The sequence below is a fragment of the Cellulomonas sp. genome (assembly GCF_965229465.1).
GTDB lineage: Bacteria > Actinomycetota > Actinomycetes > Actinomycetales > Cellulomonadaceae > Cellulomonas.
The window spans coordinates 3,155,999-3,182,359 of the sequence record NZ_OZ245882.1; the positions used below are offsets into that span (position 1 = coordinate 3,155,999).

Sequence of the window (26,361 nt, forward strand, 5' to 3'; positions counted from 1 at the left end):
ACTTGACGCGACAACTATTAGAGGTACAGTAGTTGTAGCAACAACAAATCGAGGAGGACACCATGAGTACGGTCACCATCATCGGAGCAGGAAACATGGGCTCGGCCATCGCCTGGCGGGTCATCGCCGGCGGCAACGACGCGCAGGTGCTGACGCGGGAGCCCGTCAAGGTCGCGATCCCTGGCGCGAAGCACGGCACCGTCGGAGACCCGATCACGGGCGACATCGTCGTCCTCGCCCTGCCCTACGGCGCCGTTCCGGAGGTGCTCGGACAGTACGAGGGTCAGCTGGACGGCAAGGTCCTCGTCGACCTCACCAACCCCCTCGACTTCGCCACCTTCGACTCGCTCGTCGTGCCCGTGGGCAGCTCCGCCGCCGAGGTCATCGCGCAGGCCGTGCCCGGCGCGTCGGTGCTCAAGGCGTTCAACACCACGTTCGCGGCGACGCTCACCACGGGCGAGGTCGGGTCCGAGCGGACCTCCGTGCTCATCGCGGGTGACGACGCGGACGCCAAGGCCGCCCTGGCCGGGGTCGTCGAGGCGGGTGGCCTGCGGGCCGTCGACGCCGGGTCCCTCAAGCGCGCGCACGAGCTCGAGGCGCTCGGCTTCCTCCAGCTGACCCTCGCCGCGGCGGAGCAGACGTCGTGGACCGGCGGGTTCGGGCTGACGGCATGAGCGAGATCCTCGACGGCCGCACCGACGTCGGCGCCGTCACCCTCAAGGTGGGCGACCTCGACGGGATGACGGACTACTACTCCCGCGGCATCGGCCTGTCGGTCCTGGACGCCGAGGGCGACCGCGTCACGCTCGGGCGCCTGGGCGTCCCAGCCGTCGTGCTCGAGCACACGCCGCTGCTCAAGCACGCTCCGTCGACGGCCGCGGGGCTGTTCCACACCGCGATCCTGTTCGACGAGCAGAGCGCCCTCGCGTCCTCGGTGTACTCGGTCGCGCAGCACTTCCCGTCCTCGTTCACCGGGAGCTCCGACCACCTGGTGTCCAAGGCGCTGTACTTCGACGACCCCGAAGGCAACGGCGTGGAGCTCTACTGGGACCGGCCGCGCGAGCAGTGGGGCTGGGAGAACGGCCGCGTCGCGATGGCCACCAACTACCTGGACCCGAACGGGTTCCTGCGGGAGAACCTCACCGACCCCGACGCGCTCGACGGCGCCGCCGCGGTGGGGCACGTGCACCTGAAGGTCGGCGACATCGCCACGGCCCAGCAGTTCTACGTGGACACCGTCGGCTTCGAGGTCACCGCCGAGTACGGCACCCAGGCGCTGTTCGTGTCGGCCGGCGGCTACCACCACCACCTGGCCATGAACACGTGGCAGAGCCGCGGCGCGCAGGGCCGGTGGCCGGCGCTCGGACTGGGCGAGGTCACCATCGAGCTCCCGACCGACGAGGAGCGCGGCGCGCTCGGCGCCCGGCTGACCAGCCGGGGGGTCGCCACGCGCGACGACGGGCGCGTCCTGGCGTTCGAGGACCCGTGGAACAACGAGATCCGGGTCGTGGTCGCGGGCTAGAGGAGGGCATCCGCCCGCCGTCGCAGGAGCCCGCGCTCGCCCGCGTTGCGCGTCTGCTCCGCGGCGGCCCGGAACTCCTCGGCAGCCTCGGCCGTGCGTCCCAGCTGCTCGAGCAGCTGTCCGCGCGCCGCCCGGCGCAGCGGGTAGTCGGCGAGGCCGTCGACCTCGTCCAGAAGGGTGAGCCCCTCAGCGGGCGACCCCGCCATGCCGAGCGCCACGGCCCGGTTGAGCGACACGACCGGTGAGGGCGACACTGCGGCCAGCTGGGCGTAGAGGCCGGCGATGAGGGGCCAGTCGGTGTCAGCCGCAGTCGCGGCGGTCGCGTGGCAGAGGCTGATCGCCGCTTGCAGCGCGTACGGTCCCCGGGCGCCGCCGAGCCCGTGGGCCCGCTCCAGGGCGGCCGTCCCACGGCGGATCAGCAGCCGGTCCCAGAGGCGGCGGTCCTGCTCGAGCAGCGGGACGGGCGTACCCGCCGCTGTCACGCGTCCGGGCAGCCGCGACGCCTGCAGCTCCAGCAGCGCGTCGAGCGCGTGCACCGACGCCTCATCGGGCAGGAGTGCGCAGAGCACCCGCGCCAGCCGGATCGCCTCGTGGCACAGCTCGGGGCGCGACCACTCGTCGCCGGAGGTGGCGACGTACCCCTCGTTGAACACCAGGTAGACCACGTCGAGCACCGACGCCAGGCGGTCGGGCATGGCCTCCGCGGCCGGCAGCTCGAACCTGACGCCCTCGCGGGCCAGCGTTCGCTTGGCGCGGGAGACCCGCTGTGCGGCCGTCGCCTCGCTGATGAGCAGCCCGCGGGCCACCTCGTCAGTGCGCAGGCCGCCGAGCAGGCGAAGCGTCAGGGCCACGCGCGACTCGGAGGTCAGCGCCGGGTGGCACGTGGTGAAGACCAGGCGGAGCAGGTCGTCGCCGATGTGGTCGTCCAGCAGCGCGTCCACGTCCTCACCTTCCCCCTGCTCGATCGACCGGCCGACCTCGGCCAGCTTGCGGGCGTAGGTGCCCCTCCGGCGGACCAGGTCGAGGGCTTTGTGGCGGGCCGTCGTGACCAGCCAACCGGCGGGGTTGGGTGGGACACCGTCCGCCGGCCACTGCTCCAGGGCAGCGACGAACGCGTCCTGGGCGATCTCCTCACCGATCCCGATGTCTCCGACCACCCGGGACGCGACGGCGACGACCGCCGCGGACTCCATCCGCCAGACCGTCTCGGCCGTGCGGTGTGCGGAGTCGCGACGGTCGTCCGTCGTCGCGGTGTCCTCAGGGTTCATAGACCCGCAGCACGTCGGCCTCGCCGGCCCAGCCGTCCCAGTGCTCCTGGTGCAGGCGGACGAACCGGGTGGCCCACTCGACGGCCTCGTCGCGGGAGCGGACGTCGTAGATCGCGTAGCTGATCAGCTCCTTCGTCTCGGCGAACGGTCCGTCGGAGACTGTCAGGCGCCCACCGACAGAGTGCACGCGGGCCCCGTCGGCCGCGCTGGGCATCAGCCCTGCGGTGTCGAGCAGCGCTCCGGCCGCGGTCGCCTCGGCGCCGAGTGCCATGATCGCCTCGAAGAGCGCTGGCGGCGGGGGAGTGGTGGGCTGTGCGGTGACTCGCAGGGTGGTGAAGTAGCGCATCGTCGTCAGCCTCTCAGGCAGCCGTGCGGCGGTAGGTGTCGATGGCGAACGCGCTGACCCAGGTCCAGGTCAGCAGGATCCCCGCGGTGAACGACAGCACCCCGACGGTACCGGGGACCGAGGCGATCAGGGCGAATCCGCCGAGCAGCGCGGCAGCGGCAGCAGCCGACAGCACAGCGCCGAGCGGGCGACCCTGCGAGGCGAACCGCCGGGCGACGACCACCATGGCGACCGCCAGGGCGACGAACCCGAGCCCCGAGGTCAGCAGGTGCAGCATCCCGTGGGTGCTGGGCACGGTCGGTGCTGACGAGCCGACGGGGAACCCGTCCTGCGGGTCCGCCCGGAACACCCCCGCCAGCACGAAGCCGATGCCGAACACGGCCACGAGCCGCGGGACCCAGCGGTACCCGGGGCCGCTCACGAGCGACCGGCGCAGTCCCACGGCGAACGCGATCACCATGAGCCCGGTGAGGATCAGGTTGGCCACCTGGACCCACCCGAGCGCTCCGTTGGCCAGCGTGGACCAGGCGTGGCGTGTCAGGTCGAAGCCGTCGCGCGTCAGCGCCTGGGTCAGCGAGACGACCACGTAGAACGGACCGGCGAGGACGCCGTAGCCGAGCAGCGACCTGGTGATGCGGACGGCTGGGTCGGTGGTGCACTCGGCCGAGCCGGCGCGTGGGGCGGAGGTGGCGGACATGGTGACTCCTCGGTGTCGGCGACCGGGCGGATCCGGCCGTACACCCCCTCCTCGAACGGCCCCCACGGTTCTCGACAGGCCGGCGACCAGAACTCTCTCGCTCAGCCCGGGATCGCCCCGGTCAGCTCGGCGCGCGACCGGATCCCCAGCTTCAGGTACACGTTGCGCAGGTGGTACTCGATCGTCTTCGGGGACAGGAACAGCGCGGCGGCGGCCTCGCGGGTGGTGCGCCCGGCGGCCAGCATGCTGGCCACCTGGAGCTCCTGCGGCGTGAGGTGGTCGAGGCCGGTGGCGCTGCGCCGCTGGGCCGTCTCGCCCGTCGCGCGCAGCTCGGCGGCCGCCTGGTCGGCCCACGGGACCGCGCCGAGCCGCTCGAAGGTCGCCAGCGCGGAGCGCAGGTGCGGGCGCGAGTCCACCCGGCGCTTCATGCGGCGCAGCCGGGACCCGTACGCCAGCTCGGTGCGCGCGGTCTCGAACGCGTCGGGCGTGTGCTGGTGGTACGCGAGAGCCACCGAGAAGCACACGTCCACGTCGGTGTCCGGGCACGTCAGTCCGGCCGCACGGGCGGCCCGGGCCAGTGACCACGGCTGGCCCTTGACCTCGGCGCGCTCGGTCAGCGACGCCGCGAGGGCGCCCGCCTCGTCGGTCTTCCCCTGCCGCACCAGGATCTCGACCATCTCCGCGGCGGGGGAGATGTCGACGTCGACCAGACCGAGGTCCGCCAGCAGCACGTCGAGCTCACGGAACCGGTCGAGCGCCGCGTCGGTCCGCCCGAGGTTCAGCTCGCGCTCGGCGAGCGCGGTGATCGCCCAGGTCCGGTGGAAGCCGAGGTGGTGCTCGCCCGCGATCGCCAGGGCCTCCTCGGCGTGCGCCAGGCAGGCGTCCGCGTCGCCCCGGCGCGCCTCGAGCCAGGACAGCCCGGCCAGGCACGCCGCGAGGTCGGTCGCCTGACCGGCCTCCCGGGCGAGCTGGATCCCCTCGGTGTACCCCGCGACGGCGTCGTCCCAGCGGTCGGTCGTCGCCTGGTCGCGCGCGACGTAGAACAGCAGGATCGGCAGGCCGCCGATGTCGCTGCGGCGCCGGGAGTGGGCGACGACCGTGGGGATGACGTCCCGGCCGACGGTGCTCTCGCGCAGGTAGAGCGGCAGCATGACGAGCCACGGCGCCAGGCGCGGGTCGTCGAGGTACTGGTCGACCTCCGCCATGGCGGCGCGCAGCAGGTCCGGACCTCCGTGACCGGCCAGGATGTCCGCCACGGCGGTCGCCATCGACCCGACCCACCGTGCTCGCGCCGTCCGCGGGTCGAGCTCGGCGATGCGGGCAGCGGCCGCCTCGGCCGTCGCCACGTCGCCGGCGAACATGCAGGCCAGGACGCCCTCGGCCAGCATCGCGACAGCGGTGTCGGGGTCGACGTCGGGCTGCGTGCCGGCGGTCACGAAGACGTCGCGGGCCCGTTCGACCGAGCCGGTACGCGCGGCGATGGTGCCGTCCAGCGCGGCCACCCTGGTGCGCAGAGCGGGGGACAGGGCGAGCTCGGACGCGCGAGCGAGCTGGTCGAGAGCGGCATCCGGCAGGCCGGCACGCCACGCGCTCTCGGCCGCCGAGACCAGGCGCTGGGCACGGTCGGCCGGGTCAGGGCTCAGGCCGGCGGCGCGGTCGAACCCCGCGGCGGCCACCGCCCACGCCCCGCGACCTCGGGCCCGCGTCGCGGCCTCGTCCAGCACGGCGGCCACCGACGCGTCCGGGGAGGCCGTCGCCTCGCCGAGGTGCCACGCGCGCCGGTCGACGTCGTCGGCCGGCACGGCCTGCGCCAGGGCGGCGTGCACCGCGCGCCGAGCCCCCGGGGCGGCCTCGGCGTAGATGCCGGAGCGGACCAGGTCGTGCCGGAAGGTCACCCGGTGGGCGTCGACGGTGAGCAGCTGCTCGCGGGCGGCCTCGTCGAGGTCGCCGACGGACACCCCCAGCAGCGCGCACGCGTCGGTGGTCGCCGCGAGGTCACCGCCCGCCGCCGCCGCGACGAGCAGCGCGGTGCGGGCCCCCTCCGAGAGAGCGTCGGCGCGCCGGGCGAACGTCCGGGCCAGCGACGCCGGCACGGGCACCGGCGCCCCCGGCGGGAGTGCATCGAACCCCTCGTCGGTGAGCTCCAGGAGGGCGAGCGGGTTGCCCCCGGTCGACGACAGCAACCGTGCGCGAGCCTCGTCCGGCAGGCGTCGGCCCAGCGACCCGGCCAGCTCGGCCGCGTCGGCTCCGGTGAGCCCGCCGAGCACGAGGGTGGGCAACCCCGCCGAGCCCACGACCGACGGCGTCTCGTCGCGCGCCGCGAGCAGGACGACCACGGGGTCCGCCGTGAGCCGGCGCGCGGCGAAGCACAGGGCCTGCGCCGACGGGGGGTCGAGCAGGTGCGCGTCGTCGACGATCACCGCCACCGGGCCGTCGTCCGCCACGCGGCTGAGCAGGCTCAGCACGGCGGCGCCGACGGCGAACCGCTCGCCGGCGGACCCGGGCACCAGCGCGAGCGCCGAGCCCAGCGCCTCGGCCTGCGGTGCCGGGATCGCGTCGAGGTGGTCCAGCACCGGGCGTAGGAGCTGGAGCAACCCGCCGAACGGCACCTCGCGCTCGGCGTCGATGCCGGCTGCCCGCAGCACGCGCATGCCGGCTTCCGTCACGGCCGCGGCGGCGTCCTCGAGCAGCGCGCTCTTGCCGATCCCCGCCTCCCCGGCGAGCACCAGCGCACCGCTCTCGCCCACGCGGGCAGAGGCCACCAGCTTCCTGATGACCTGGCGCTCCTGCTCGCGGCCGACCAGCACCCACCGAGTCTAGGGAGCGCACCAGGGGGGTCCCCTGATGCGACCGCCGCTCCGTCGCGACCAGGGTCAGATCCGACGGATCCGACATCTCCCGAGGAGTTGCACCACCATGACGCAGACCCTGCCGTTCACCGAGCGGACCATCGACCCCGACAAGCTCATGTCCTTCGTGTTCCGCGCCGTCGACGAGGTGGGCGCCACCCTGAACACCGCGCTGGTGGTGATGGGCGACAAGCTGGGCTACTACACCGCGATGGCCGACGGCCGCCCGACGACGCCGGCGGAGCTGGCCGAGCAGACCGGGACCAGCGAGCACTACGCCCGCGAGTGGCTGAACAACCAGGCCGCCGGCGGCTACGTCGAGTACGACGCCGAGTCCCGCCGCTACACGCTGCCGGCCGAGCACGCCGTGGCGCTCGCGGACCCGTCGAGCCCCGCCTACCTGGCCGGCTTCTTCCAGCTGGCGCTGGGCACAGTGCACGACTCCGACGACATCTTCGCGGCGGCCCGCGACGGCGACGGCCTCGGCTGGCACGAGCACCACACCGACGTGCACCACGGCTGTGAGCGCTTCTTCCGCACCATGTACAACGGGCACCTGCTCACGGAGTGGATCCCCGCGCTCGAGGGCGTGACCGCCAAGCTGGAGGCCGGTGCCAAGGTCGCCGACGTCGGCTGCGGGCACGGTGCGTCCACGATCCTGCTGGCCAAGGCGTTCCCGAACTCCACGTTCGTGGGCTCGGACTACCACGCCGCGTCGATCGACATCGCCCGCGAGCGCGCCCGGGCAGCCGGGGTGGACGACCGCGTGACGTTCGAGGTGGCCCCCGCCACGGCGTTCAGCGGCTCCGGCTACGACCTGATCGCGATGTTCGACTGCCTGCACGACATGGGCGACCCGGTGGGCGCGGCCCGGCACGTGCGCAACGCGATCGCCGCGGACGGCACGTGGATGGTGGTCGAGCCGATGGCGGGCGACCGCGTCGAGGACAACCTCAACCCGGTGGGCCGCACGTACTACGGCTTCTCGACGCTGCTGTGCACGCCGGCGTCGCTCAGCCAGGACGTGGGGCTGGCGCTCGGCACGCAGGCCGGCCCGGCCAAGATCAAGGACGTCTCCACGGCCGCCGGGTTCACGGCGTTCCGCACCGCCGCGAGCACGCCGTTCAACAACGTGTTCGAGGTACGCCCGTGACGCAGCAGCACCGTGAGGCGGACACTGCTCGGGTGGGTATCCGCCCGAGCAGGCCGAGTCAGTCAGCAGACCCCGACGTCGTCGGCGTCGCGGTGCGCGACGGGGTCGAGCTGGCGTACGAGGTGTTCCACCAGGACCACCCGCTGACGGTGATGCTGGTCCCCACCTGGTCGATCGTGCCGTCGCGGTTCTGGAAGGCCCAGATCGGCTTCCTGGCCCGGCACTACCGGGTCATCACGTTCGACGGACGGGGCAGCGGCCGGTCCGGCCGTCCGGAGGGCGCCGCCGAGTACACGGACCGGCAGTACGCCGACGACATCCTGGCCGTGCTCGACGCGACGGGGACCGCCACGGCCGTGCTGGTCACGGAGTCGTGCGGGGCCTCGTGGGCCGTGCACGTGGCGTCGGGCGACCCGGACCGCGTGCTCGGGCTCCTGGCGATCGCGCCGTCGTGCGGTCTGGACGTCGCTACCCCCGGCCGCGACCACGTGCCCTGGGACGAGCCGCTGGACGACACCCACGGCTGGGCGAAGTACAACAAGCACTACTGGCTCGGCGGCGGCTACGACGACTTCACCGGGTTCTTCTTCCGGCAGATGTTCTCCGAGCCGCACTCGACCAAGCAGATCGAGGACTGCATCGGCTGGGCGCACGAGATCAGCCCGCAGACCCTCGCCGACACCACCGCGGGGCGTCTCGGGTGCGACGGCGCGTTCTGCGCACCGATCGCGCCCCTGGCCCGGCAGGTGACGTGCCCGGTCGTCGTGGTGCACGGCACCGACGACCGCATCCGGCCGCAGGCGTTCGGCGAGAAGCTGGCCGAGCTCACCGGCGGGGAGCTGGTCCTGCTGGAGCACGCCGGGCACGGACCGTCGGCGCGCGACCCGGTGAAGATCAACCACCTGATCGCGCAGTTCGTCGACCGGTTCACGGACCCGCCACCACGGACGACCTGGGTGCGCGCGGCTCGGCGGCCGCCGAGGGCGCTGTACCTCTCGTCGCCGATCGGGCTCGGGCACGCGCAGCGGGACGTCGCGATCGCCGCCGAGCTGCGCGCCCGGCGGCCCGAGCTGCAGATCGACTGGCTGGCGCAGGACCCGGTCACCACGGTGCTCGCGCAGCACGGCGAGACGCTGCACCCCGCGTCGGCGTGGCTGCGCAACGAGTCCGGCCACATCGAGCACGAGGCCGGCGAGCACGACCTGCACGCGTTCCAGGCCATCCGCCGGATGGACGAGATCCTGGTGCACAACTTCATGGTGTTCGACGAGGTGGTGGCCGAGGGCGAATACGACCTCGTGATCGGCGACGAGGCGTGGGACGTCGACTACTTCCTGCACGAGAACCCCGAGCTCAAGCGGTTCTCGTTCGCGTGGATGACGGACTTCGTCGGCTGGCTGCCCATGCCCGACGGCGGACCGCGCGAGGCCGCGCTGACCGCCGACTACAACGCGGAGATGATCGAGCAGCGGGCCCGGTTCGCGCGCGTGCGGGACCGGTCGGTGTTCGTCGGCGACCCCGACGACATCGTCGAGGACGACTTCGGTCCGGGGCTGCCCAGCATCCGCACGTGGACGCAGGAGAACTTCGACTTCGCCGGCTACGTCACCGGGTTCGACCCCGCGCAGCTGGAGGGCACGCAGCGGCTGCGTGCCGAGCTGGGCGTCGGGCCGCAGGAGAAGCTCTGCCTGGTCACGGTCGGCGGGTCCGGCGTCGGCACGTCGCTGCTGCGGCGCGTCATGGACGTGGTGCCGCTGGTCCGTCAGCTCGCGCCGGAGCTGCGGTTCGCCTTCGTCACCGGGCCGCGTATCGACCCCGGGTCGCTGCCGGCGTGGGAGGGGTCGACGGTGCTCGGGTACGTGCCCGACCTGTTCCGGCACCTCGCGGCGTGCGACGTGGCGGTGGTCCAGGGCGGCCTGACCACGACCATGGAGCTCACCGCGCTGAACAAGCCGTTCGTGTACGTGCCGCTGCGTCACCACTTCGAGCAGAACCTGCACGTGCGCAAGCGGCTCGACCGGTACGAGGCCGGCCGGCACCTGGCCTACGAGGACGTCATCGACCCGGACGCGCTCGCGGAGGCGATCGTCAAGGAGGCCAGCCGCGACGTGCGGTACCGGCCGGTGGCGACGGACGGTGCCGCGCGGGCTGCGGCGATGCTGGCGGACCTCGTCTAGAAGTCCACCAGCGTCAGCCGCACGTGCACCGGGTCGCCGACGTCCAGGTGCTCGGCCCGGCGGACCGCCTTCTTCACGGGCAGCACGTACGTGTCCGTCGAGGGGAAGATCGAGGTCCGCCAGGTCGTGCCGCCGACCGTCACCTCGACGCGCACCGACCCGAAGCCGCGTGTGTTGTCGCCGACGAGGTCCAGCACCTCGTCGGCGAGCTCGGTCGGGAGGCTCACGAACGTCCACGCGTCGGTGCGGCGCGCGCTCCAGAGCCACAGCGGGGCGTCGAACTCCATCGGGCCATCGTCGCGCGTGGCACCGACACGCGACGTAGCGTCGGGGGATGGATGTCGCCGCACTGCTGATCGAGTCCTTCGGACGAGTGGAGGGCGTGCTGGACCGCGCGGTCGACGGGCTGACAGTCGACCAGCTGACGCTCCGGCCCTACCCGGAGGCCAACTCGATCGCGTGGCTCGCCTGGCACGCGGGCCGCGGGCAGGACGCCCAGGTGGCCGACGTCGCGGGGGTCGAGCAGGTGTGGACCGCGCAGGGGTGGGCGGACCGGTTCGCGCTGCCGTTCGACACGTCCGCCACCGGCTACGGGCACACCGCCGACGAGGTGAGTCGGGTCCGTGCGTCCGGCGACCTGCTGCTCGGCTACTACCGGGCGGTGGCCGCGCTGACGGAGAGCTACCTGCGGGGGCTGACGCCGGACGACCTCGACCGCGTCGTCGACGTGCGCTGGGACCCACCCGTCACGCTCGGCGTCCGGCTGGTGAGCATCGTCGGCGACAGCCTCCAGCACGCCGGTCAGGCGTCGTACGTGCGCGGTCTGCTGGAGCCCATCGAGACGTAGGCTCCGGCGCATGCGGTGTCCCTACTTCGATGCGGGCGTGTGCCGCTCGTGCACCTGGATGGGACGCCCGCACGGCGAGCAGGTCGCGGACAAGGAGCGGCACTGCCTGAACCTGCTCGGCGAGCGCGACGACCTCGTGTGGCTGCCGCCGGTGACCGGGCGGGAGTCGGGGTACCGCAACAAGGCGAAGATGGTCGTCGGCGGGACGGTCGAGCAGCCGACGCTGGGCATCCTCGACGCGGGCGGGAAGGGCGTCGACCTCCAGGGCTGCGGTCTCTACCCCGCCTCGCTGGCCGCCACCTTCCCGGTGCTCGCCGCGTTCGTCACGCGCGCGAGCCTCACGCCCTACGACGTGCCGGCGCGCACCGGCGAGCTGAAGAACCTGCTGGTCACGCAGTCGCCGGACGGCGACCTGATGGTCCGGTTCGTGCTCCGCTCGCAGGAGCCGGTGGCGCGCATCCGCAAGCACCTGCCGTGGCTGCTCGGCGTCCTGCCGCAGCTGCGGGTGGTGTCCGTGAACCTCCTGCCCGACCACAAGGCGGTGCTCGAGGGCGACCGGGAGATCCTGCTCACCGCCACCGAGACCTTGCGGATGCGCGTCAACGGGATCGACCTGCACCTGCGCCCGCAGAGCTTCTTCCAGACGAACACCGAGGTCGCGGCCGCGCTGTACCGGCACGCGACCGCATGGGTCGAGGAGCTCGCGCCGGTGTCGGTGTGGGACCTGTACTGCGGGGTCGGGGGGTTCGCGCTGCACGTGGCGGCGCCCGGACGCGAGGTGGTGGGAATCGAGACCAGCACCGAGGCGATCGCCAGCGCCACGGTGAGCGCGGCCGACCTCGGCCTGGCGGGGGTCCGGTTCGCGGCCGGCGACGCCACCGCGTTCGCCCTGGGCGCCGACGCCGCCCCGGACCTGGTGATCGTCAACCCGCCGCGACGGGGGATCGGCGAGGCGCTGAGCCGCTGGCTCGAGGCCTCGGGCGTGCGGCACGTCGTGTACTCCAGCTGCAACGCCGTGTCGCTGGCCCGGGACCTGGCGGCGATGCCCTCGCTGCGCCCGCGCCGCGCGCAGGTGCTCGACATGTTCCCGCAGACCACGCACTACGAGGTGCTCACCCTGCTGGAGCGGGTCTAGGCACCCAGCAGCGCGATGACCTCGTCGGTCGTCCCCGTCTCCCCGATCCTGGGGAAGATCCGCGTCACGCTGTTCTCGTGGGCCTCGGGGCTCCCGTCGGTCATCGCGTCGACCGCGAACGTGACGTTCAGGCCGTGCTCGTAGGCCGCGCGGGCGGTCGACTCGACGCCCATGGTCGTCGCGATGCCGACGACGACCACCTGCGTCACCCCGAGCCCCTCCAGCAGCTCCGCGAGACCCGTGCGGTGGAACGCGCTGAGGGTCCGCTTGACGATCACGTGGTCGCCTGGCTGCGGGGTCAGCTCCGTGACCAGGTCGGCGGCGCCCTCGGGAACGGGGCCGCCCCCCGCGCGCCGGGGGAACTCGTTCCGGCCGGGCGCGCTGCCGAGCGCCTGGACCAGCACCACCGGCAGGCCGTGGCGGCGGAACGCGTCGGCCAGCCGCGCCGAGCGGGAGACGACGTCCGCGGTGGGGTGGGCGGACGGGAGGGCGACGACCGCGTTCTGGAGGTCGACGACGACCAGGGCCGTGCTCGGGTCGAGGGTGGTGAGGGTCACGGGGCGGGCCTTTCGAGGGTGAGCCGGTCCAGCAGGGTCAGGGCGTCGCGCACGGTGGCGCGCTCGGCGGCGGTGAAGCGGTCCTGGAAGGCGCGGGCCAGCCACTCCTCGCGCACGACGCGGACGCCGTCGGCGCGCTCGCGACCGGCAGCTGTCAGGGAGATCAGCAGGCGGCGGCCGTCGTGGGGGTCCGGGGTCCGGTCGACCAGGCCCTGGGCGTCGAGGGCGGTCAGGATCGTCGCCACGGACTGGGGCCGCACACCCTCGGCGGTGGCCAGGTCGCTCGCCGACGCGGGACCGGACGTGCCCAGCCGGCTCAGCACGCTCAGCTGCGACGGCGTCAGCGTGCTCGTGTCGTAGACGTCGCGGAGCCGACGCACGAGGCGCCCGAGCAGCACCCGGAGGTCGCGGGCGGCGCGTGCCGCGTCGGCGGAGATCGGGTCCATGAATCGACAGTATCAACTGTTCAGTTGAAACTGGCTGTTGGACGGGCGTCCGAGACGGTAGGAAGAGCCATGAGCAACGCTGCCGTCCTCGTCATCGGTGCCGGTCCCGGGGGACTCGCGGTCGCCGCCGCGCTGCGTCGGCAGGGGGTCGCCTCCGTCGTCCTGGAGCGGTCGGACGACGTCGGCGCGTCGTGGCGACGGCACTACGAGCGGCTGCACCTGCACACCACCCGGCGCTGGTCGAGCCTGCCGGGGCTGCCGATCCCTCGGGAGTTCGGCCGGTGGGTGGCCCGCGCGGACGTGGTGCGCTACCTCGAGCTCTACACCGCGCACCACCGGATCGACGTGCGGACCGGCGTCGACGTCACGCGCATCGCGCGCGCCGGCTACGGGCGCTGGGTGCTGGAGACCACCACGGGCGACGAGCTCGCCGGGTCGACCGTCGTCGTCGCCACCGGCTACAACCACACCCCGGTGCCACCGAGCTGGCCGGGCGTCGAGACGTTCGCCGGGGAGCTCGTGCACGCCTCGGCCTACCGGAACCCCGAGCCGTACCGCGGCAAGGACGTCCTCGTGGTCGGTGCGGGGAACACCGGCTCGGAGATCGCCGTGGACCTCACGGAGGGCGGCGCGGCACGCGTGCGGCTCGCCATCCGGTCGGCACCCCACATCGTCCGGCGCTCGAACCTCGGGTGGCCCGCACAAGGCACCGGGATCGTCGTCCGGCACCTGCCCGTGCCGGTCGTCGACACGATCGCGGCCGCGGTGGCCCGCGTCGAGGTGCCCGACCTGTCGGAGTTCGGGCTGCCGCGGCCGACCACCGGCCTGTACTCCCGGGTGAGGCAGGGATCGGTGCCTCTGCAGGACGTCGGTCTGATCGCGGCGGTGCAGGCGCGCCGGGTGGAGCCGGTCGCGGCGGTGGACTCGTTCGACGACGGTGCCGTGGTCCTGGCCGACGGGTCGCGGATCACGCCCGAGGTGATCATCGCGGCGACCGGGTACCGCCGCGGGCTCGAGCCGCTGGTCGGCGACCTCGACGTGCTCGACGAGCGCGGTCTTCCCCGGGTGCACGGTCCGCGGACGTCGACCTCCGCCCCTGGCCTCTACTTCACCGGGTACACGAACCCGATCAGCGGGATGTTCCGCGAGCTCGGGATCGACGCCGAGCGGATCGCGCGGGCGATCAGCCGCGGGTAGCGCGTCAGCGCACCACGCGGAACGTCAGGTGCGTGGCCTCGGCGGTGGCGACGAGCCCGATGCGTTCGAGCTCGGTGTGCCGATCGCTCGTGACGTCGAGCAGCCGGGAGCCCCCGTGCAGGAGCACGGGCACCACGTTGAGCGTGATCTCGTCGACCACGCCCGCGGCCAGCGCCTGCCGCACCACCTCCGCGCCGCCCATGACGAGGACGTCCCGGTCGCCCGCCGCCGTCACGGCCTGCGCCACCGCGCTCGCGACGCCGTCGGTGACGAACGTGAACGACGCGCTGGTCATCGGGCGCGGTTCCTGCGCCCGGTGCGTCACGACGAACGTGGGCACCGGGAACGGGGTGTCGCCCCACAGGTCGACGCCGATGTCGTAGGTCCGGCGCCCGACGACCACCGCGCCGGTGCGGGCGTACAGCTCCGCGGAGACGGCGGCGTCGTCGCCGCCGGGCGTCGTGCCGTCCGCTGCCACCTCGCGGTCGCCCCCGCCGCCGAAGAGCCACCGGTGCAGACGTTCACCGCCGACGCCCATCGGTGCCTCCGTCGAGACGTCCGGGCCGGCGCTGAACCCGTCGAGCGACACGGACGAGCTCACGCGCACGATCCCCATGCCGGACACGCTAGAGGTGGCGATGACCCCTTGTCGTTGCCCGCTCCGGGGTTTACATTGAAGATGTTCCTTAATTAAGGAGATGCTCACATGCCAGCTCGGGACCCGTTGAGCGTGGTGTTCGCCGCACTCGCCGATCCCACGAGGCGCGCGATCCTCACGCACCTCCAGCACGGCCCGGCGACCGCCGGCGACGTGGCTGCACCGTTCGCCATGAGCCGGTCCGCCGTCTCGCAGCACCTCCGGGTGCTCGAGGACGCCGGGCTGATCGAGCGGACCGTGACCGCGCAGTGGCGCACGTGCGTGCTGCGCACCGAGCCGCTCGACGAGGTCGCGACGTGGGTGGACACGCACCGGCGGCTGTGGGACGAGCGGTTCGACCTGCTGGACGAGCGGCTCCGGACGAGACAGGGAGAGGCAGACCATGCTTGAGACGGACAAGAAGGCCTTCACCATCACGCGCATCTTCGACGCCCCGCGTGCGGTGATCTGGCGCGCGTGGACCGACCCCGACGAGGCCTCCGCCTGGTGGCACCCGCAGGGGCTCACGACGCCGCGGGACTCGGTCGAGCTGGACGTCCGCCCCGGCGGCTCCTACCGGTACACGATGGTGGCGCCCGACGGCAGCAGCTATCCGACCGGCGGGGTCTACCGCGAGGTCGTCGAGCCCGAGCGGCTGGTGTTCACCTGGGCCGACCCGGGCGACCCGCAGGACGACGCGCCCGTCATCACCGTGGTCCTCGAGGACCTCGGCGCGCAGACGCGGATGACCTTCCACGTCGACGGGGTCGGCGGCCGACCCGGCGACGGGGACGTCTACGACGGCTGGGACTCCGCGTTCGACGAGCTGGCGGAGCACCTCGCCTGACGGCGGAGCAGCACGACGACGGCCAACGGCCACAGCGCCTGAGCGCCGGCCACGGCCCGCTCGGTGAGGCCGGTCAGGTCGCCGCCACGCTGCAGCTCGACGACGAACGCGCCGAGCAGCCCCACGAGCACCACCGAGGCGCCGACGGTGACGGCCGGCCGCAGGATGCCGGTCGCGCCGCGGCGCCCCGCCAGCGCGGGCCACAGGGCCAGCGCGCCGAACCCGATGCCGGCGGCGATGCCATGGGCCTGCGGCGCGGCGTCGACCGGCAGGAGCGCGACGGCCAGCGTGGCGGCTCCGCCGAGCGCATGCAGCACGCGGGCGCGGCGGGGGACCGGACGTAGCCCCGCCGCGGTCACCAGGTGCGCGACGCCGGTGATCGCCAGGCCGGCCGTCATGATCCACGGGTCGGTGGCGGTCGAGGCCGCGAGCGCGCTGATGGTCTCCTGCACGGGGTCGAACGACGGCTGCCGTGCCGCGGCCAGCGTCCAGCCGCCGATCATGGCGACGGGGGCGGCGATCGCGGACGCGAGCGCCCAGCGGGGGACGGTCATGGAGGGGGCTGCCTTCTGCTCGGATCCTGTCGGAGACTGGGGTTCGTGACCGACCACCCCGCCGGATGGGTGCTGGCCTTCGAGGACGACTTCGACGGCCCCGACCTCGATCCTGCCGTGTGGCTGCCGCACTACCTGCCGGCGTGGAGCTCCCGCGCGGCGACCGCGGCGTCCTACCAGCTGCGCGACTCGTGCCTGCACCTGCGCATCCCGCCCGACCAGGGCCTCTGGTGCGCCGACGACCACACACCCCCGATGCGCGTGTCGGGCATCCAGTCCGGCAGCTGGTCCGGGCCGGTGGGCGGCACCCGCGGCCAGCAGCCGTACCGGGAGGGGGTGCGCGTGCGCGAGGCGCAGGAGCCGTTCCGGGGGTGGACGCCCGCCGGTGGGTACCTCGAGCTGCGGGCGCGCGCTGTGGTGACCCCGCGGTCGATGGTCGCGTTCTGGCTGGTGGGGCTCGAGGACGAGCCGCAGCGGTCGGCGGAGATCTGCGTGGCCGAGCTGTTCGGGGACGCGGTGGAGGCCGGGTCCGCCGCGGTGGGCGTCGGCCTGCACCCGTTCCGCGACCCGCACGTCGTCGAGGACTTCGCGGCGGTCCGGCTCCCGCTCGATCCCGCGGAGCACCACACGTACGCGGTGGACTGGTCTCCGGAGCAGGCGACGTTCCTGGTCGACGGCGTGCAGGTCCGGCGGTGTGCGCGGCCTCCGTCGTACCCGATGCAGGCGATGCTCGCCGTGTTCGACTTCCCCGAGAGGTCCGTCGGCGACGACGCCGGGGCGGTGCCCGAGCTGGTCGTCGACCGGGTGCGGGGCTACGTGCACCCCTGAACGAGCGTTCGTCACCCGTTCGCCTGCGATTCGTCCACGCGGGGACCCCGCCACGCGGTATAACCGGTGCGCCGATCTCTCCGCCGACCCTGAGGACATCCACCGCATGCTGATCTTCTGGGTGATCGCCGGGGTCGCGCTGCTGCTTCTGGTCCTCACCGTCACCGTCGGCGACTTCCTCGACGGCGCGGTCGACGCGCTCGACTTCACCGGCGGCTACCTGTCGTCCACGGCGGTTCTCGCGTTCCTCGCCACGTTCGGCATCGTGGGCGGCCTGCTGCTCTCCGCGACGGACGTCAGCGTGCTGGTCGCGTCCCTCGCCGGGGTCGTGGCCGGGGCCGTGGTCGGTGCCGGCGCGGGAGCCGCGACGCGCTCCCTGACCAACGGGCCGACCGCGCACCAGATCACCAGCAGCGACTACGTGGGCCAGGCCGCCACGGTCACCACGTCGATCCCGTCCGACGGGCTCGGTCAGATCTCGCTGGTCGTCGCCGGGCAGAGCACCGCGCTCGCCGCCCGCGCCGACGGCCCGCTGCCCACCGGGACGGGCGTCACCGTCGTGTCCAACCTGGGACCGGGCGTCGTCAAGGTCAGCACCCTCTCTCCCTCATCGAACGACTCGAACAACTCGAACTAGGAGCTCTCCGTGCCCGACAGCTGGCTGCCCGTCCTCGGCGTGGCAGGTCTCGCCCTCGTCGTCCTGATCGTCGCCATCGCGATCGCCAAGCGGTACCGCGTGGCCAAGCCCAACGAGGCGTTCATCGTCACCGGCCGCAAGGGCAAGACCTCGGGCGACCTGTCCGGGCAGAAGGTGGTGACCGGTGGCGGCGTGTTCGTCCTGCCGTTCGTCCAGCAGCTGTCGGTGCTCGACATGTCCTCCCGGCGCATCACCGTCGAGGTCAACGGGGCGCCGTCGTCGCAGGGCATCGCGCTCAACGTGTCCGGGGTGGCCATCGTCAAGGTGCACAACGAGGACGTGTCGATCCGCGCGGCAGCCCAGCGGTTCGGCAGCCAGCAGGAGGAGATCGACAGCTTCACCACGAACCAGCTCTCCGGTGCGCTGCGCGCCATCGTCGGCAACCTCACTGTGGAGCAGGTCATCCGCGACCGCGAGTCGTTCTCCCAGCAGGTGCTCGAGTCGGTGACCGGCTCGCTGACCGCGCAGGGCCTGAGCCTCGACGCGTTCACCATCCAGGAGGTCACCGACCACGGCGGCGGCAGCTACATCCTCGACATGGGCCGCGCGTCCGCCGCCGCGATCCGCCGCGAGGCCGAGATCGCGGAGGCCGAGGCGCGCAGGCTCTCGGAGGAGAAGCGGATCGACGCCGAGACGCAGGTGGCCAACTACCAGCGCTCCCTCGACCTGCGGCAGGCGGAGATCCTCGCCGAGACCGACCGCGCGAAGGCGTTGTCGGCGTCGGCAGGCCCGCTCGAGGCGGCCGCCCGGCAGCAGGAGATCCTCGCGCAGGAGGAGCTGGTGGCCCAGCGGCAGGCGGCGCTCACGGAGAGCCAGCTCGACACCACCGTGCGGCGGCCCGCCGACGCCGAGCGCTACCGGCTCGAGCAGCAGGCCGAGGCGCAGCGCGTGACCGCGGTCAAGGCGGCCGAGGCGGCCAAGTCCGAGAACGAGCTCCGCGGTGCCGGTGAGCTGGCGCTCCGGTCGGCGCAGGCCAAGGCCACCGAGCTCGAGGGTGCCGCCGAGGCCGCGGCGGTCCTCGCCCGCGGCAAGGCGGAGGCCGAGGCGCTGCAGAAGCGGGCCGAGGCCTACAAGGAGTTCAACCAGGCGGCCGTGTTCGACCGGCTCCTGGAGACCCTGCCCGAGATCGCGAAGCAGCTGGCCGCACCGATGGCGAACATCGACACGCTCACCGTCGTGTCCACCGACGGCGCGTCCGCGCTGCCCAAGGCGGTCGCGGGGAACTTCCTGCAGCTGCAGGAGCTCATCAAGTCGACCACCGGGCTCGACCTGACGCAGATCGTCTCGCAGCTCACGGAGACCTCGACCGTGGTGGTTCCGGCGGCGTCCACGAACGGGACGGCGACCTCCGCGGCTTAGTCTCGTCGCATGACCGTGCTCACCAGGAACAACGTCGTGCTCACCGGCACCCCCGGTGCCCCCGCGATGGTGTTCGCCCACGGGTTCGGCTGCGACCAGAGCATGTGGCGGTTCGTGGCGCCGGCGTTCGAGTCGACCCACCGGGTGGTCCTGTTCGACCACGTGGGCGCGGGCGGCTCGGACCTGAGCGCCTACTCCCCGCAGCGGTACGGCTCGCTCGACGGGTACGCGCGGGACGTGGTGCAGATCCTGGAGGCGCTGGAGCTCGGGCCGGCGGTGTTCGTCGGGCACTCCGTGAGCGCGATGATCGGCGCCCTCGCGGCGGCCCAGCGGCCGGACCTGTTCGACCGCCTGGTGCTGGTGGGTCCGAGCCCGCGGTACATCGACGACGAGGGCTACACCGGCGGGTTCAGCGCGGCCGAGATCGACGAGCTGCTCGAGACCATGGACGACAACTACCTGGGGTGGTCGGCGTTCATCGCGCCGGTGATCATGGGCAACCCCGGCCGCCCGGAGCTGGGCGAGGAGCTGACCAACTCGTTCTGCCGCACCGACCCGGCCATCGCGCGGCGGTTCGCGCGGACCACGTTCCTGTCGGACAACCGCGCGGACCTCGCCCGGGTGCTCACCCCGGCGCTGGTCCTGCAGTGCCGGGAGGACGTCATCGCGCCCCCCGAGGTGGGCCGGTACGTGCACGAGCACCTGGCCACCAGCGAGCTGGTGCTCCTCGACGCCGTCGGGCACTGCCCCAACCTGAGCGCCCCCGACCAGGTGATCGACGCCATCAGCGCCTACCTGTCGCATGTCGCCGCCCGGTCGTAGCGAGGCCTGGGACGTCGCGCCGGTCGCCCTGCTGCGGCTCGACGAGGACGGCACCATCGTCGACGCCAACCGGGTGCTGCTGGAGTGGGTCGGCCGTGACGCGCAGGACGTGCTCGCCGGGGTGCGACTGAGCCAGCTGCTCTCGGTGGGGGGCCGGATCTACTGGGAGACGCACCTGTCGCCCCTGCTGCACATGCAGGGGCGGGTCGACGAGGTCGCCGTCGAGCTGCGCGGTGCGGGTGGTCGCCTGCCCGTCCTGCTCTCGGCGGTGGTGCGGACGCTCGACGACGACCGCCGCATCGTCGACGTCGCCCTGTCGAAGGCCACCGAGCGCTCGCGGTACGAGCGCGAGCTGCTCGCCGCGCGGACGGCCGCCGAACGGTCGACGGACCGGCTGCGCGCGCTCCAGGCGACGACCGCGGCCCTGTCGCAGGGCGTGGGCGCCGACGGCGTCGCCCGTGCGCTGGTCGAGACGGCGCTGGCGCGGCTCGGTGCGGCGGCGGCGGCCGTGTGGGTCGCGGCGGAGGACGGCACGCTGGTGCGCCGCGCGACCGCGGGCGAGGGGTGGGGCGCGGGCGACGGTGCCACGGACCCGCCCGACGAGCCGTGGGGGCACGGCCAGCACACCGAGGCCCACGTCCTGACAGCCGGTCCCGTCGAGGCGGTCCAGGTCCACGCCGGCGGGGTCGTCGTCGTGGCGCTGGGCGCCCCCGCAGCGCCGCAGGGCACGCTGGTGCTGGTCCCGCGCGCCGCGGAGGCCGACGAGCAGCTCGACGTCGGGGTGCTCACCGCGGTCGGCCTCCAGGCGGGGCTGGCGCTGGAGCGTGCCCGGATGTTCGACCAGAAGGCGTCGGTCGCGCACGAGCTCCAGATCGCCCTGCTCACCACCAACCTCCCGCCGGACGACCGGTTCACCGTGGTCACCGAGTACCGGCCCGGCGTGCAGGCGCTCGAGGTCGGCGGCGACTGGTACGACGCGTTCCTGCTGGACGACGACCTGCTCGCCGTGGCGGTCGGGGACGTGGTCGGCCGGGGCCTGCACGCCGCCACTGCGATGGGTCAGCTGCGCAGCGCGGTGCGCGCGGTCGCGGGTCCGGGCGTCGGTCCCGCGGGGCTGGTGACCCGGCTGGACCGGTTCGTGGGTCAGGCCGGCGTCGGGTTCATGGCCACGCTCGCCTACGCCGAGATCGACCTGACGACCGGTCGGGTCCGGTACGCGTGCGCGGGCCACCTGCCGCCGCTGAGGTTCGCGGCCGACGGCACGCATGAGTTCCTCTGGGAGGGCCGGTCGACGCCGTTGGGCGTGCACTCGGTCCGGACCGAGGCCACGGTCGACCTCGACCCGCAGGACCTCCTGATGCTCTACACCGACGGTCTCGTCGAGCGGCGGGGCCGACCGTTGCTCGACGGCCTCGAGGACCTCGCGACCGCCGGCGCGGCGCTGCGCGAGAGCTCGGTGTCCGCGCTGGTGTCGGGGCTGCTCACGCACGCGGGCGACGAGCGCGACGACGTGTGCGTGCTCGTCGTGTCGTGGTCGCCGCCGGACCGACCCTGAGCGGCAGGGCGCCCAGGGCCGGTCGTCCGCGAGCTAGCGCGGCGGGTTGGCGTTGTGCACGAGCTCCAGGGCCATCTGCGGGAACCACTGGCCGGCGGCCGGGTCGGCGTAGCCGCGCACCGGGTCGATGCCACCCTCGGGTGCCCACCGCGTGCACTGGCCGTCGGACTCGCCGGGGATCTTGACCCAGAGGTACGCGTCGACGTACGGGTCACCGGTGCTGAGCGTCGGCCGCAGTCCCAGGCCGCGGTCCGGCGGGTTGCACCAGACCTGCGGGTCGCCCGAGGGGCTGCCCGGGGGAGCGGTCCACGGGCCCTGGCCGTTGCGGCTGGTGTCGACCACCGCGTGCGCCAGGACGTCCGGACCGCTGGGCGGGTTCGCTGCGTTGGTGACGTTGTCCAGGTACCACTGGTCGGTCAGCGCCCACGTGCTGAAGTCGGCCGGGTTGGCCGGGTAGTACTGGCTCGCGCAGTAGTCGAAGTGACCGACGCGCCAGCCGCCCTCGGCGGTGTTGGTGCCGTACCAGAGGCACTGCGAGATCCAGGAGGCGAACTTCGCCTGGCGCTCGGAGGTCTCGTAGTTGGACACGTTGAGGAAGAACCCGTCGGTCTTCTCGACGCCGGCCTTGTGCAGCCGGTCCGCGATGTCGCCGGTGCCGAGCCAGCCGCTGTGCGTGCCGTCGAGGTAGACCGACGCGTTCGGCAGCGTGGCCAGCCGGTCGACCGCGCCGTTGACCTGCGTGAACCGGTCGGGCGCCGCCGTGGCGGGGTCCAGCTCGGCCGGCTGGCACCACTCCTGCGCGCCGTTGATCGAGGTGTACCAGGGGATGATCCCCAGGCCGTCGGGCTCGAGCAGGACGATCGCCTTGCCGTCACCGACGCCCGCGACGAACCCGTCGATCCACGCCAGGTAGGCGGCGGTGTCGAGTGCGCCTCCGGCGGAGTACTGCGCACAGTCGCGGAACGGCAGGTTGTACGCGACCAGCACGGGCACCGACCGCGTGACCTTCGCCTGCCTCATCGTCTTCTGGACGGCCTTCTTCACCTCGGCGGGCGTGCCGGAGGTGAACCACACCGCCTGCGGCGTGGCGACCATCTTGGTGATCGCCTTCGCGTCGGACCACTGGCGCGCCTTGACCAGCTGCTTGATCTGGGCGACCGCGCCGTCGTTGGGCGGCGGGGTGAACAGCCGGGTGGCCGGCGCCGGGTGGTGGTGGCCGCGGCCGTCATGGGCCGCGGCGGGCGCGGCGACCGCGAGTGAGAGCGCTACCACGCTTGCGGCAGCGAGCAGCATCGAGCGCGTGCGGGACAAGGATCTGGACACGGAGTCTCCTACGTCGTTGTCGGATGACCGTTCGCGTGCAACGGGTGTGCGCCGTCTCGGAGAGCATGACAATTCGGACGGCCGCGCACAAGGTGTACCGGTAAGGAAGGGACCACGCGCGGCGAGATGCGGGGTTCGCCGCGCGTGGCCGTCGGTGCTCAGAACACCCGGTTGGCGATCTCGGCGGGGGCCAGGAGCAGGTCCTTGATCTCGTCGTCGAGCTGGACCAGCGTCAGCGACGCCCCCGCCATGTCGAGTGACGTGCAGTACTCGCCCACGTAGCTGCGGCCCACGGTGATGCCCTGTGCGGCGAGCTTCTCGTGCGCCAGCCCGTACAGCAGGTACAGCTCGCTGATCGGGGTGCCGCCCAGCCCGTTGATCATCAGCGCGACCTCGTCGCCCGAGGAGTACGGCAGGTCCGGGACGACCGCGCCCAGCAGCTCGTCCACGATCTCGTCGGCGCTCACGAGCTTGGCGCGTCGGCGGCCGGGCTCGCCGTGGATGCCGACGCCGACCTCCATCTCGTCGTCGGCCAGCTCGAACAGGGGCGAGCCCTTGGCCGGCGGCGTGCACGGGGTCAGGGCGATGCCCATGGTGCGCGTGACGGAGTTGACCTTCTCGCCGATCCGCACCAGCTCGTCCAGCGAGGCGCCTGCCTCCGAGGCTGCGCCGACGGCCTTCATGACGAAGAAGTTGCCCGCGACCCCACGCCGGCCGACGGTCCAGGTGGAGTCCTTGACCGCGACGTCGTCGTTGATGAACAGCGTCCGCACGAGCAGCCCCTCGGCCTCGGCCAGCTCCGCGGCCATCTCGAAGGCCATCTTGTCGCCCGTGTAGTTGTTGACCAGCAACAGGACGCCCTTGTCCGAGGCCAGCAGCTTGGCGGTCTCCAGCACGTACTCCATGGGCGGCGCGGCGAACACGTCACCGGGACAGGCGCCGTCGAGCATGCCCTTCCCGACCACCATGACGTGCGCGGGCTCGTGCCCCGACCCGGAGCCTTGGACGATCGACACCTTGTCGTGGCGGGGGGCGTCGGCCCGCATGATCAGGTTGTACTCGGGCACGTAGCGCAGGGTGTCGGGGTTGGCCAGCGCGATGCCCTTGAGCATCTCGGGGACGAAGTTCTTCGGGTCGTTGACGAACTTCTTCATCAGTCGTTCCTCCACATCGTCGTGTTGTCCAGACCTGTCGCCGCGTCGCCCCCGGAGCGCGGACGTCTGTGTGTCACCAGCTGTCACCAGGTGTCGGCGACGCGCTCGGCCAGCACGGCGACCGCGACCGCACCCGGGTCGAGCGAGCCGATGCTGCGCTCCCCGGTGTACGACGCGCGGCCGCGCCGGGCCTGCATGGGCCGGGTCGCCTCGGCGGCCTCGCGCGCCGTGACGGCTGCCGCCTTGGCGATGTTCGCCGGAGCGGTCCCGGCGGCGAGCTCGCGCTCGATCGTGTCGGTCATCGGCGCCAGGGCGTCGAGCAGCGTCTTCTCGCCCAGGTCCGCGCCGCCGCGCGCCTTGATCCCTTCGATCGCCGCACGCAGCATGGCGACCACGTCGGTGCCCGTGACCTCCTGCGTGCCCTTGACCTGACCGGCCGCGCGCAGGAATGCCGTCCCCCAGATCGGGCCGGACGTCCCGCCGATCCGCCCGGACATGACGACGGCGACCTTCTGGAGGAACGTGCCGGTGTCGGAGCGGTCGAACGTGTCCCACTGCGCCAGCACGTTCTCGAACCCGCGGGCGAGCGAGAAGCCGAAGTCCCCGTCGCCGACCACGGAGTCGAGATCCCCGAAGTACGTCTCGTTCTCGATGCAGGTCGTCGTGATGGTGCGGACGACGGACTCGATGCGGGCATCGGACACGTGGCTCTCCTTCAGGGTGTCGTGAGCAGCTGCTCGAGGTGGGACACGGTGACCTCGCCGTCGACGACGAGGCCGTGCGGGTTGGCCAGCACGGTGGCCGGTTCGTCGGGGAGGTCGCCGAGCGAGCTGACCACGACGGACGCACCGGTGAAGTCCTCGCCGGCGGTGTAGCTGCTCACCGTGACGACGGTGCGCAGCCCGGCGCCCAGCGCGGCGCGCAGGCCGTTGGCGCTGTCCTCGACGACGATCACCTGGTCCGGGCCGACGCCGAGCTCGCGCAGGGCGAGCAGGTAGATGTCCGGCGCCGGCTTCTTGGCGGGCACCACGTCCCCGGCGAAGACCGCGAACTCCGCCGCGCGCTCGGCCCCGACGGCGTGCTCGAGCACCGCGCGCACGGAGGCCTCGGCCGACGTGGAGGCGACCGCCAGCCGCCAGCCCGCCGCCGACGCCTCGTCGACGATCCGCGCGATCCCGGGGCGCCCGGGCATCACCCCGGCCGCGACCAGCTCCGTGTAGTGCGCGGTCTTCGCCTTGTGCCAGCGCGCGATCAGGTCGCGCTGCTCGTCGGGGTCGGTGGGCAGGTGCGCGGTCTCGACGAACAGCGGGGTGAACACGGTCGCCAGCCGCTCCTTGCCGCCGCCGATCGCCAGCAGGTGCCCGTACTCCTGCTCGCTCCAGTGGATCGGGAGGCCGGCCTCCTCGAACGTGCGGTTGAACGCGGGCAGGTGCCCGTCGCGCTCGGTGTCGGCCAGCACGCCGTCGCAGTCGAACACCAGGGCGGGGCTCATGCGGACGCCTTCCCGGCGGCGCCGAACTCCTCGATGTGCACGGCGATCGCCGCCTGCACCGCGGCGGAGATGTCCCGGAACATCGACGGCGGGTCCCACTTGTCGCGGGCGCGGGCCTCGGCCAGGTGCTTCTCGGCCGACCGCATGTAGGCCACCTTCACGCCGGTGGAGATGTTGATCTTGGAGACGCCGGCCGCGATGAACGTGGCGAAGTCGTCCGCCGACAGCCCCGTGCCGCCGTGCAGCACGATCGAGCGGTCGGTCAGGGCGGCGAGCTCCCGGACGCGCTCGGGGAGCAGGACGGGCTGCGCCTTGTACTCGCCGTGGGCCGTGCCCAGCTGGGGTGCGATCAGGTCGACGCCGGTGCGCTGCGCCACCTCGGCCAGCGTCGCGACGTCGTAGGAGTGCAGGGAGACGTCGGAGCCGACGCCGTCCTCCACGCCGATGATGTTCTCGATCTCCGACTCGACGTCGACGCCTGCGGCGTGCGCCTCCGCGACCACCTCGGCGGTCTCGCGCTCGGCCGTGGCCAGGTCGCGGTCGGAGGCGTCGAACAGCACGGACGACCACCCGGCACGCACGACGTCGGAGATGACCGCGCGGTCGGGGCAGTGGTCGAGGTGCAGGGCGACGGGGACCGGGACGTCCGCGGCCGCGTGCCGGAACATCGTGGTGATCAGGTCGGTGCCGATCGAGCGGACCGTCTTGACGGAGATCTGGATGATCATGGGCGAGCTCGCGGCCACCGCGGCGGCGATCACGGCGCGCAGGCTCAGGTCGTCGAGGATGTTCACCGCGGGCACCGCGTACCCGTGCTCGCGGGCGGCCCGCGTCATCGTCACCGTCGACGAGATCATGCTCAGCCCTCCCGGGGAGCGACCTGCGTGACCAGGACCGCA

28 protein-coding genes are annotated in these 26,361 nt (G+C 73.0%); 14 read left to right on the top strand and 14 right to left on the bottom strand.

The features are described 5' to 3' along the window. Positions 1–62 precede the first annotated feature (62 nt). Positions 63–674: an NADPH-dependent F420 reductase gene (locus ACO06A_RS14955; protein ID WP_421733020.1), complete on the top strand. Its 612-nt coding sequence runs from the start codon at positions 63–65 to the stop codon at positions 672–674. Further along, positions 671–1,522: a VOC family protein gene (locus ACO06A_RS14960; RefSeq protein WP_421733021.1), complete on the top strand. Its 852-nt coding sequence runs from the start codon at positions 671–673 to the stop codon at positions 1,520–1,522. Before ACO06A_RS14955 ends, ACO06A_RS14960 begins: the two co-directional genes overlap by 4 nt. On the opposite strand, the gene ACO06A_RS14965 is transcribed toward ACO06A_RS14960, so the two are convergent. The 4 genes from ACO06A_RS14965 to ACO06A_RS14980 form a co-directional block, all read right to left on the bottom strand. Continuing rightward, complete coding sequence (locus ACO06A_RS14965) at positions 1,519–2,790, bottom strand: RNA polymerase sigma factor (protein WP_421733022.1); 1,272 nt, start codon at positions 2,788–2,790, stop codon at positions 1,519–1,521. The genes ACO06A_RS14960 and ACO06A_RS14965 overlap by 4 nt on opposite strands. Beyond that, positions 2,780–3,136 (bottom strand): YciI family protein, encoded by a 357-nt coding sequence (locus tag ACO06A_RS14970; RefSeq protein WP_421733023.1) that lies wholly within the window; start codon positions 3,134–3,136, stop codon positions 2,780–2,782. Before ACO06A_RS14970 ends, ACO06A_RS14965 begins: the two co-directional genes overlap by 11 nt. 13 nt (positions 3,137–3,149) lie before the next feature. Beyond that, positions 3,150–3,833 carry a DUF998 domain-containing protein gene (locus ACO06A_RS14975; RefSeq protein ID WP_421733024.1) on the bottom strand — a complete coding sequence of 228 codons (684 nt, stop codon included), beginning with the start codon at positions 3,831–3,833 and terminating at the stop codon, positions 3,150–3,152. A gap of 101 nt (positions 3,834–3,934) precedes the next feature. Then, positions 3,935–6,640: a helix-turn-helix transcriptional regulator gene (locus tag ACO06A_RS14980; RefSeq protein ID WP_421733025.1), complete on the bottom strand. Its 2,706-nt coding sequence runs from the start codon at positions 6,638–6,640 to the stop codon at positions 3,935–3,937. 109 nt (positions 6,641–6,749) lie between these two features. On the opposite strand from ACO06A_RS14980, the gene ACO06A_RS14985 reads away from it, so the two are divergent. Together ACO06A_RS14985 and ACO06A_RS14990 are read left to right on the top strand one after the other, a co-directional pair. After that, entirely contained in the window at positions 6,750–7,835 is a 1,086-nt protein-coding gene (locus ACO06A_RS14985; RefSeq protein WP_421733026.1) for a class I SAM-dependent methyltransferase, read from the top strand. Between the two features lie 32 nt (positions 7,836–7,867). Beyond that, complete coding sequence (locus ACO06A_RS14990; RefSeq protein ID WP_421733027.1) at positions 7,868–10,012, top strand: alpha/beta fold hydrolase; 2,145 nt, start codon at positions 7,868–7,870, stop codon at positions 10,010–10,012. Here the strand turns inward: ACO06A_RS14990 and ACO06A_RS14995 are convergent. Then, a complete protein-coding gene (locus ACO06A_RS14995) occupies positions 10,009–10,299 on the bottom strand; it encodes a DUF1905 domain-containing protein (protein ID WP_421733028.1) in 291 nt (96 codons plus the stop codon). The genes ACO06A_RS14990 and ACO06A_RS14995 overlap by 4 nt on opposite strands. 47 nt (positions 10,300–10,346) lie before the next feature. Between ACO06A_RS14995 and ACO06A_RS15000 the strand changes: the two genes are divergently transcribed. Together ACO06A_RS15000 and rlmC are read left to right on the top strand one after the other, a co-directional pair. Next, positions 10,347–10,859, top strand: coding sequence for a mycothiol transferase (locus ACO06A_RS15000; RefSeq protein WP_421733029.1), 513 nt, complete (start codon positions 10,347–10,349; stop codon positions 10,857–10,859). 10 nt (positions 10,860–10,869) lie between these two features. After that, the gene (gene rlmC / locus ACO06A_RS15005) at positions 10,870–11,994 is read left to right on the top strand and encodes a 23S rRNA (uracil(747)-C(5))-methyltransferase RlmC (protein WP_421733030.1); all 1,125 of its coding nucleotides are present in this window, start codon (positions 10,870–10,872) and stop codon (positions 11,992–11,994) included. Here rlmC and ACO06A_RS15010 read toward each other — a convergent pair. Beyond that, positions 11,991–12,551 carry a cysteine hydrolase gene (locus ACO06A_RS15010; protein WP_421733031.1) on the bottom strand — a complete coding sequence of 187 codons (561 nt, stop codon included), beginning with the start codon at positions 12,549–12,551 and terminating at the stop codon, positions 11,991–11,993. The two genes, rlmC and ACO06A_RS15010, sit on opposite strands and share 4 nt — an antisense overlap. Next, a complete protein-coding gene (locus tag ACO06A_RS15015; RefSeq protein WP_421733032.1) occupies positions 12,548–12,997 on the bottom strand; it encodes a MarR family winged helix-turn-helix transcriptional regulator in 450 nt (149 codons plus the stop codon). Before ACO06A_RS15015 ends, ACO06A_RS15010 begins: the two co-directional genes overlap by 4 nt. Positions 12,998–13,066: 69 nt before the next feature. Here ACO06A_RS15015 and ACO06A_RS15020 point away from each other — a divergent pair, with 69 nt between their 5' ends. Beyond that, positions 13,067–14,194: a flavin-containing monooxygenase gene (locus ACO06A_RS15020; RefSeq protein WP_421733033.1), complete on the top strand. Its 1,128-nt coding sequence runs from the start codon at positions 13,067–13,069 to the stop codon at positions 14,192–14,194. A gap of 4 nt (positions 14,195–14,198) precedes the next feature. On the opposite strand, the gene ACO06A_RS15025 is transcribed toward ACO06A_RS15020, so the two are convergent. Continuing rightward, entirely contained in the window at positions 14,199–14,810 is a 612-nt protein-coding gene (locus ACO06A_RS15025; protein ID WP_421733034.1) for a dihydrofolate reductase family protein, read from the bottom strand. A gap of 90 nt (positions 14,811–14,900) precedes the next feature. Here ACO06A_RS15025 and ACO06A_RS15030 point away from each other — a divergent pair, with 90 nt between their 5' ends. Beyond that, positions 14,901–15,242, top strand: a complete 342-nt coding sequence (locus ACO06A_RS15030) for an ArsR/SmtB family transcription factor (RefSeq protein ID WP_421733035.1) — start codon at positions 14,901–14,903, stop codon at positions 15,240–15,242. Continuing rightward, the gene (locus tag ACO06A_RS15035; RefSeq protein WP_421733036.1) at positions 15,235–15,678 is read left to right on the top strand and encodes an SRPBCC family protein; all 444 of its coding nucleotides are present in this window, start codon (positions 15,235–15,237) and stop codon (positions 15,676–15,678) included. The genes ACO06A_RS15030 and ACO06A_RS15035 overlap by 8 nt, the downstream gene beginning before the upstream one ends. On the opposite strand, the gene ACO06A_RS15040 is transcribed toward ACO06A_RS15035, so the two are convergent. Next, positions 15,627–16,232 carry a DUF998 domain-containing protein gene (locus ACO06A_RS15040; protein ID WP_421733037.1) on the bottom strand — a complete coding sequence of 202 codons (606 nt, stop codon included), beginning with the start codon at positions 16,230–16,232 and terminating at the stop codon, positions 15,627–15,629. The two genes, ACO06A_RS15035 and ACO06A_RS15040, sit on opposite strands and share 52 nt — an antisense overlap. Before the next feature lie 45 nt (positions 16,233–16,277). On the opposite strand from ACO06A_RS15040, the gene ACO06A_RS15045 reads away from it, so the two are divergent. From ACO06A_RS15045 to ACO06A_RS15065, 5 genes are all read left to right on the top strand, one after another. After that, on the top strand, positions 16,278–17,060 hold the full coding sequence (locus tag ACO06A_RS15045) for a glycoside hydrolase family 16 protein (RefSeq protein ID WP_421733038.1): 783 nt from the start codon (positions 16,278–16,280) through the stop codon (positions 17,058–17,060). Positions 17,061–17,166: 106 nt separating this feature from the next. After that, positions 17,167–17,697, top strand: a complete 531-nt coding sequence (locus ACO06A_RS15050; protein ID WP_421733039.1) for a hypothetical protein — start codon at positions 17,167–17,169, stop codon at positions 17,695–17,697. Between the two features lie 9 nt (positions 17,698–17,706). Then, positions 17,707–19,116, top strand: a complete 1,410-nt coding sequence (locus ACO06A_RS15055; RefSeq protein WP_421733040.1) for a flotillin family protein — start codon at positions 17,707–17,709, stop codon at positions 19,114–19,116. 9 nt (positions 19,117–19,125) lie between these two features. Next, positions 19,126–19,938, top strand: coding sequence for an alpha/beta fold hydrolase (locus ACO06A_RS15060; RefSeq protein WP_421733041.1), 813 nt, complete (start codon positions 19,126–19,128; stop codon positions 19,936–19,938). Continuing rightward, positions 19,919–21,493, top strand: a complete 1,575-nt coding sequence (locus tag ACO06A_RS15065; protein ID WP_421733042.1) for a SpoIIE family protein phosphatase — start codon at positions 19,919–19,921, stop codon at positions 21,491–21,493. The genes ACO06A_RS15060 and ACO06A_RS15065 overlap by 20 nt, the downstream gene beginning before the upstream one ends. 33 nt (positions 21,494–21,526) lie before the next feature. On the opposite strand, the gene ACO06A_RS15070 is transcribed toward ACO06A_RS15065, so the two are convergent. The 5 genes from ACO06A_RS15070 to ACO06A_RS15090 all read right to left on the bottom strand — a co-directional run bounded on the left by ACO06A_RS15070 (position 21,527) and on the right by ACO06A_RS15090 (position 26,319). Continuing rightward, complete coding sequence (locus tag ACO06A_RS15070; RefSeq protein WP_421733043.1) at positions 21,527–22,816, bottom strand: glycoside hydrolase family 6 protein; 1,290 nt, start codon at positions 22,814–22,816, stop codon at positions 21,527–21,529. Between the two features lie 158 nt (positions 22,817–22,974). After that, the gene (dhaK, locus tag ACO06A_RS15075) at positions 22,975–23,970 is read right to left on the bottom strand and encodes a dihydroxyacetone kinase subunit DhaK (protein ID WP_175348507.1); all 996 of its coding nucleotides are present in this window, start codon (positions 23,968–23,970) and stop codon (positions 22,975–22,977) included. Between the two features lie 83 nt (positions 23,971–24,053). Beyond that, entirely contained in the window at positions 24,054–24,674 is a 621-nt protein-coding gene (dhaL, locus tag ACO06A_RS15080) for a dihydroxyacetone kinase subunit DhaL (RefSeq protein WP_421733044.1), read from the bottom strand. Positions 24,675–24,685: 11 nt separating this feature from the next. After that, positions 24,686–25,462 carry an HAD-IA family hydrolase gene (locus tag ACO06A_RS15085; RefSeq protein ID WP_421733045.1) on the bottom strand — a complete coding sequence of 259 codons (777 nt, stop codon included), beginning with the start codon at positions 25,460–25,462 and terminating at the stop codon, positions 24,686–24,688. Further along, a complete protein-coding gene (locus tag ACO06A_RS15090) occupies positions 25,459–26,319 on the bottom strand; it encodes a class II fructose-bisphosphate aldolase (RefSeq protein ID WP_421733046.1) in 861 nt (286 codons plus the stop codon). The genes ACO06A_RS15085 and ACO06A_RS15090 overlap by 4 nt, the downstream gene beginning before the upstream one ends. Positions 26,320–26,361 lie beyond the last annotated feature (42 nt).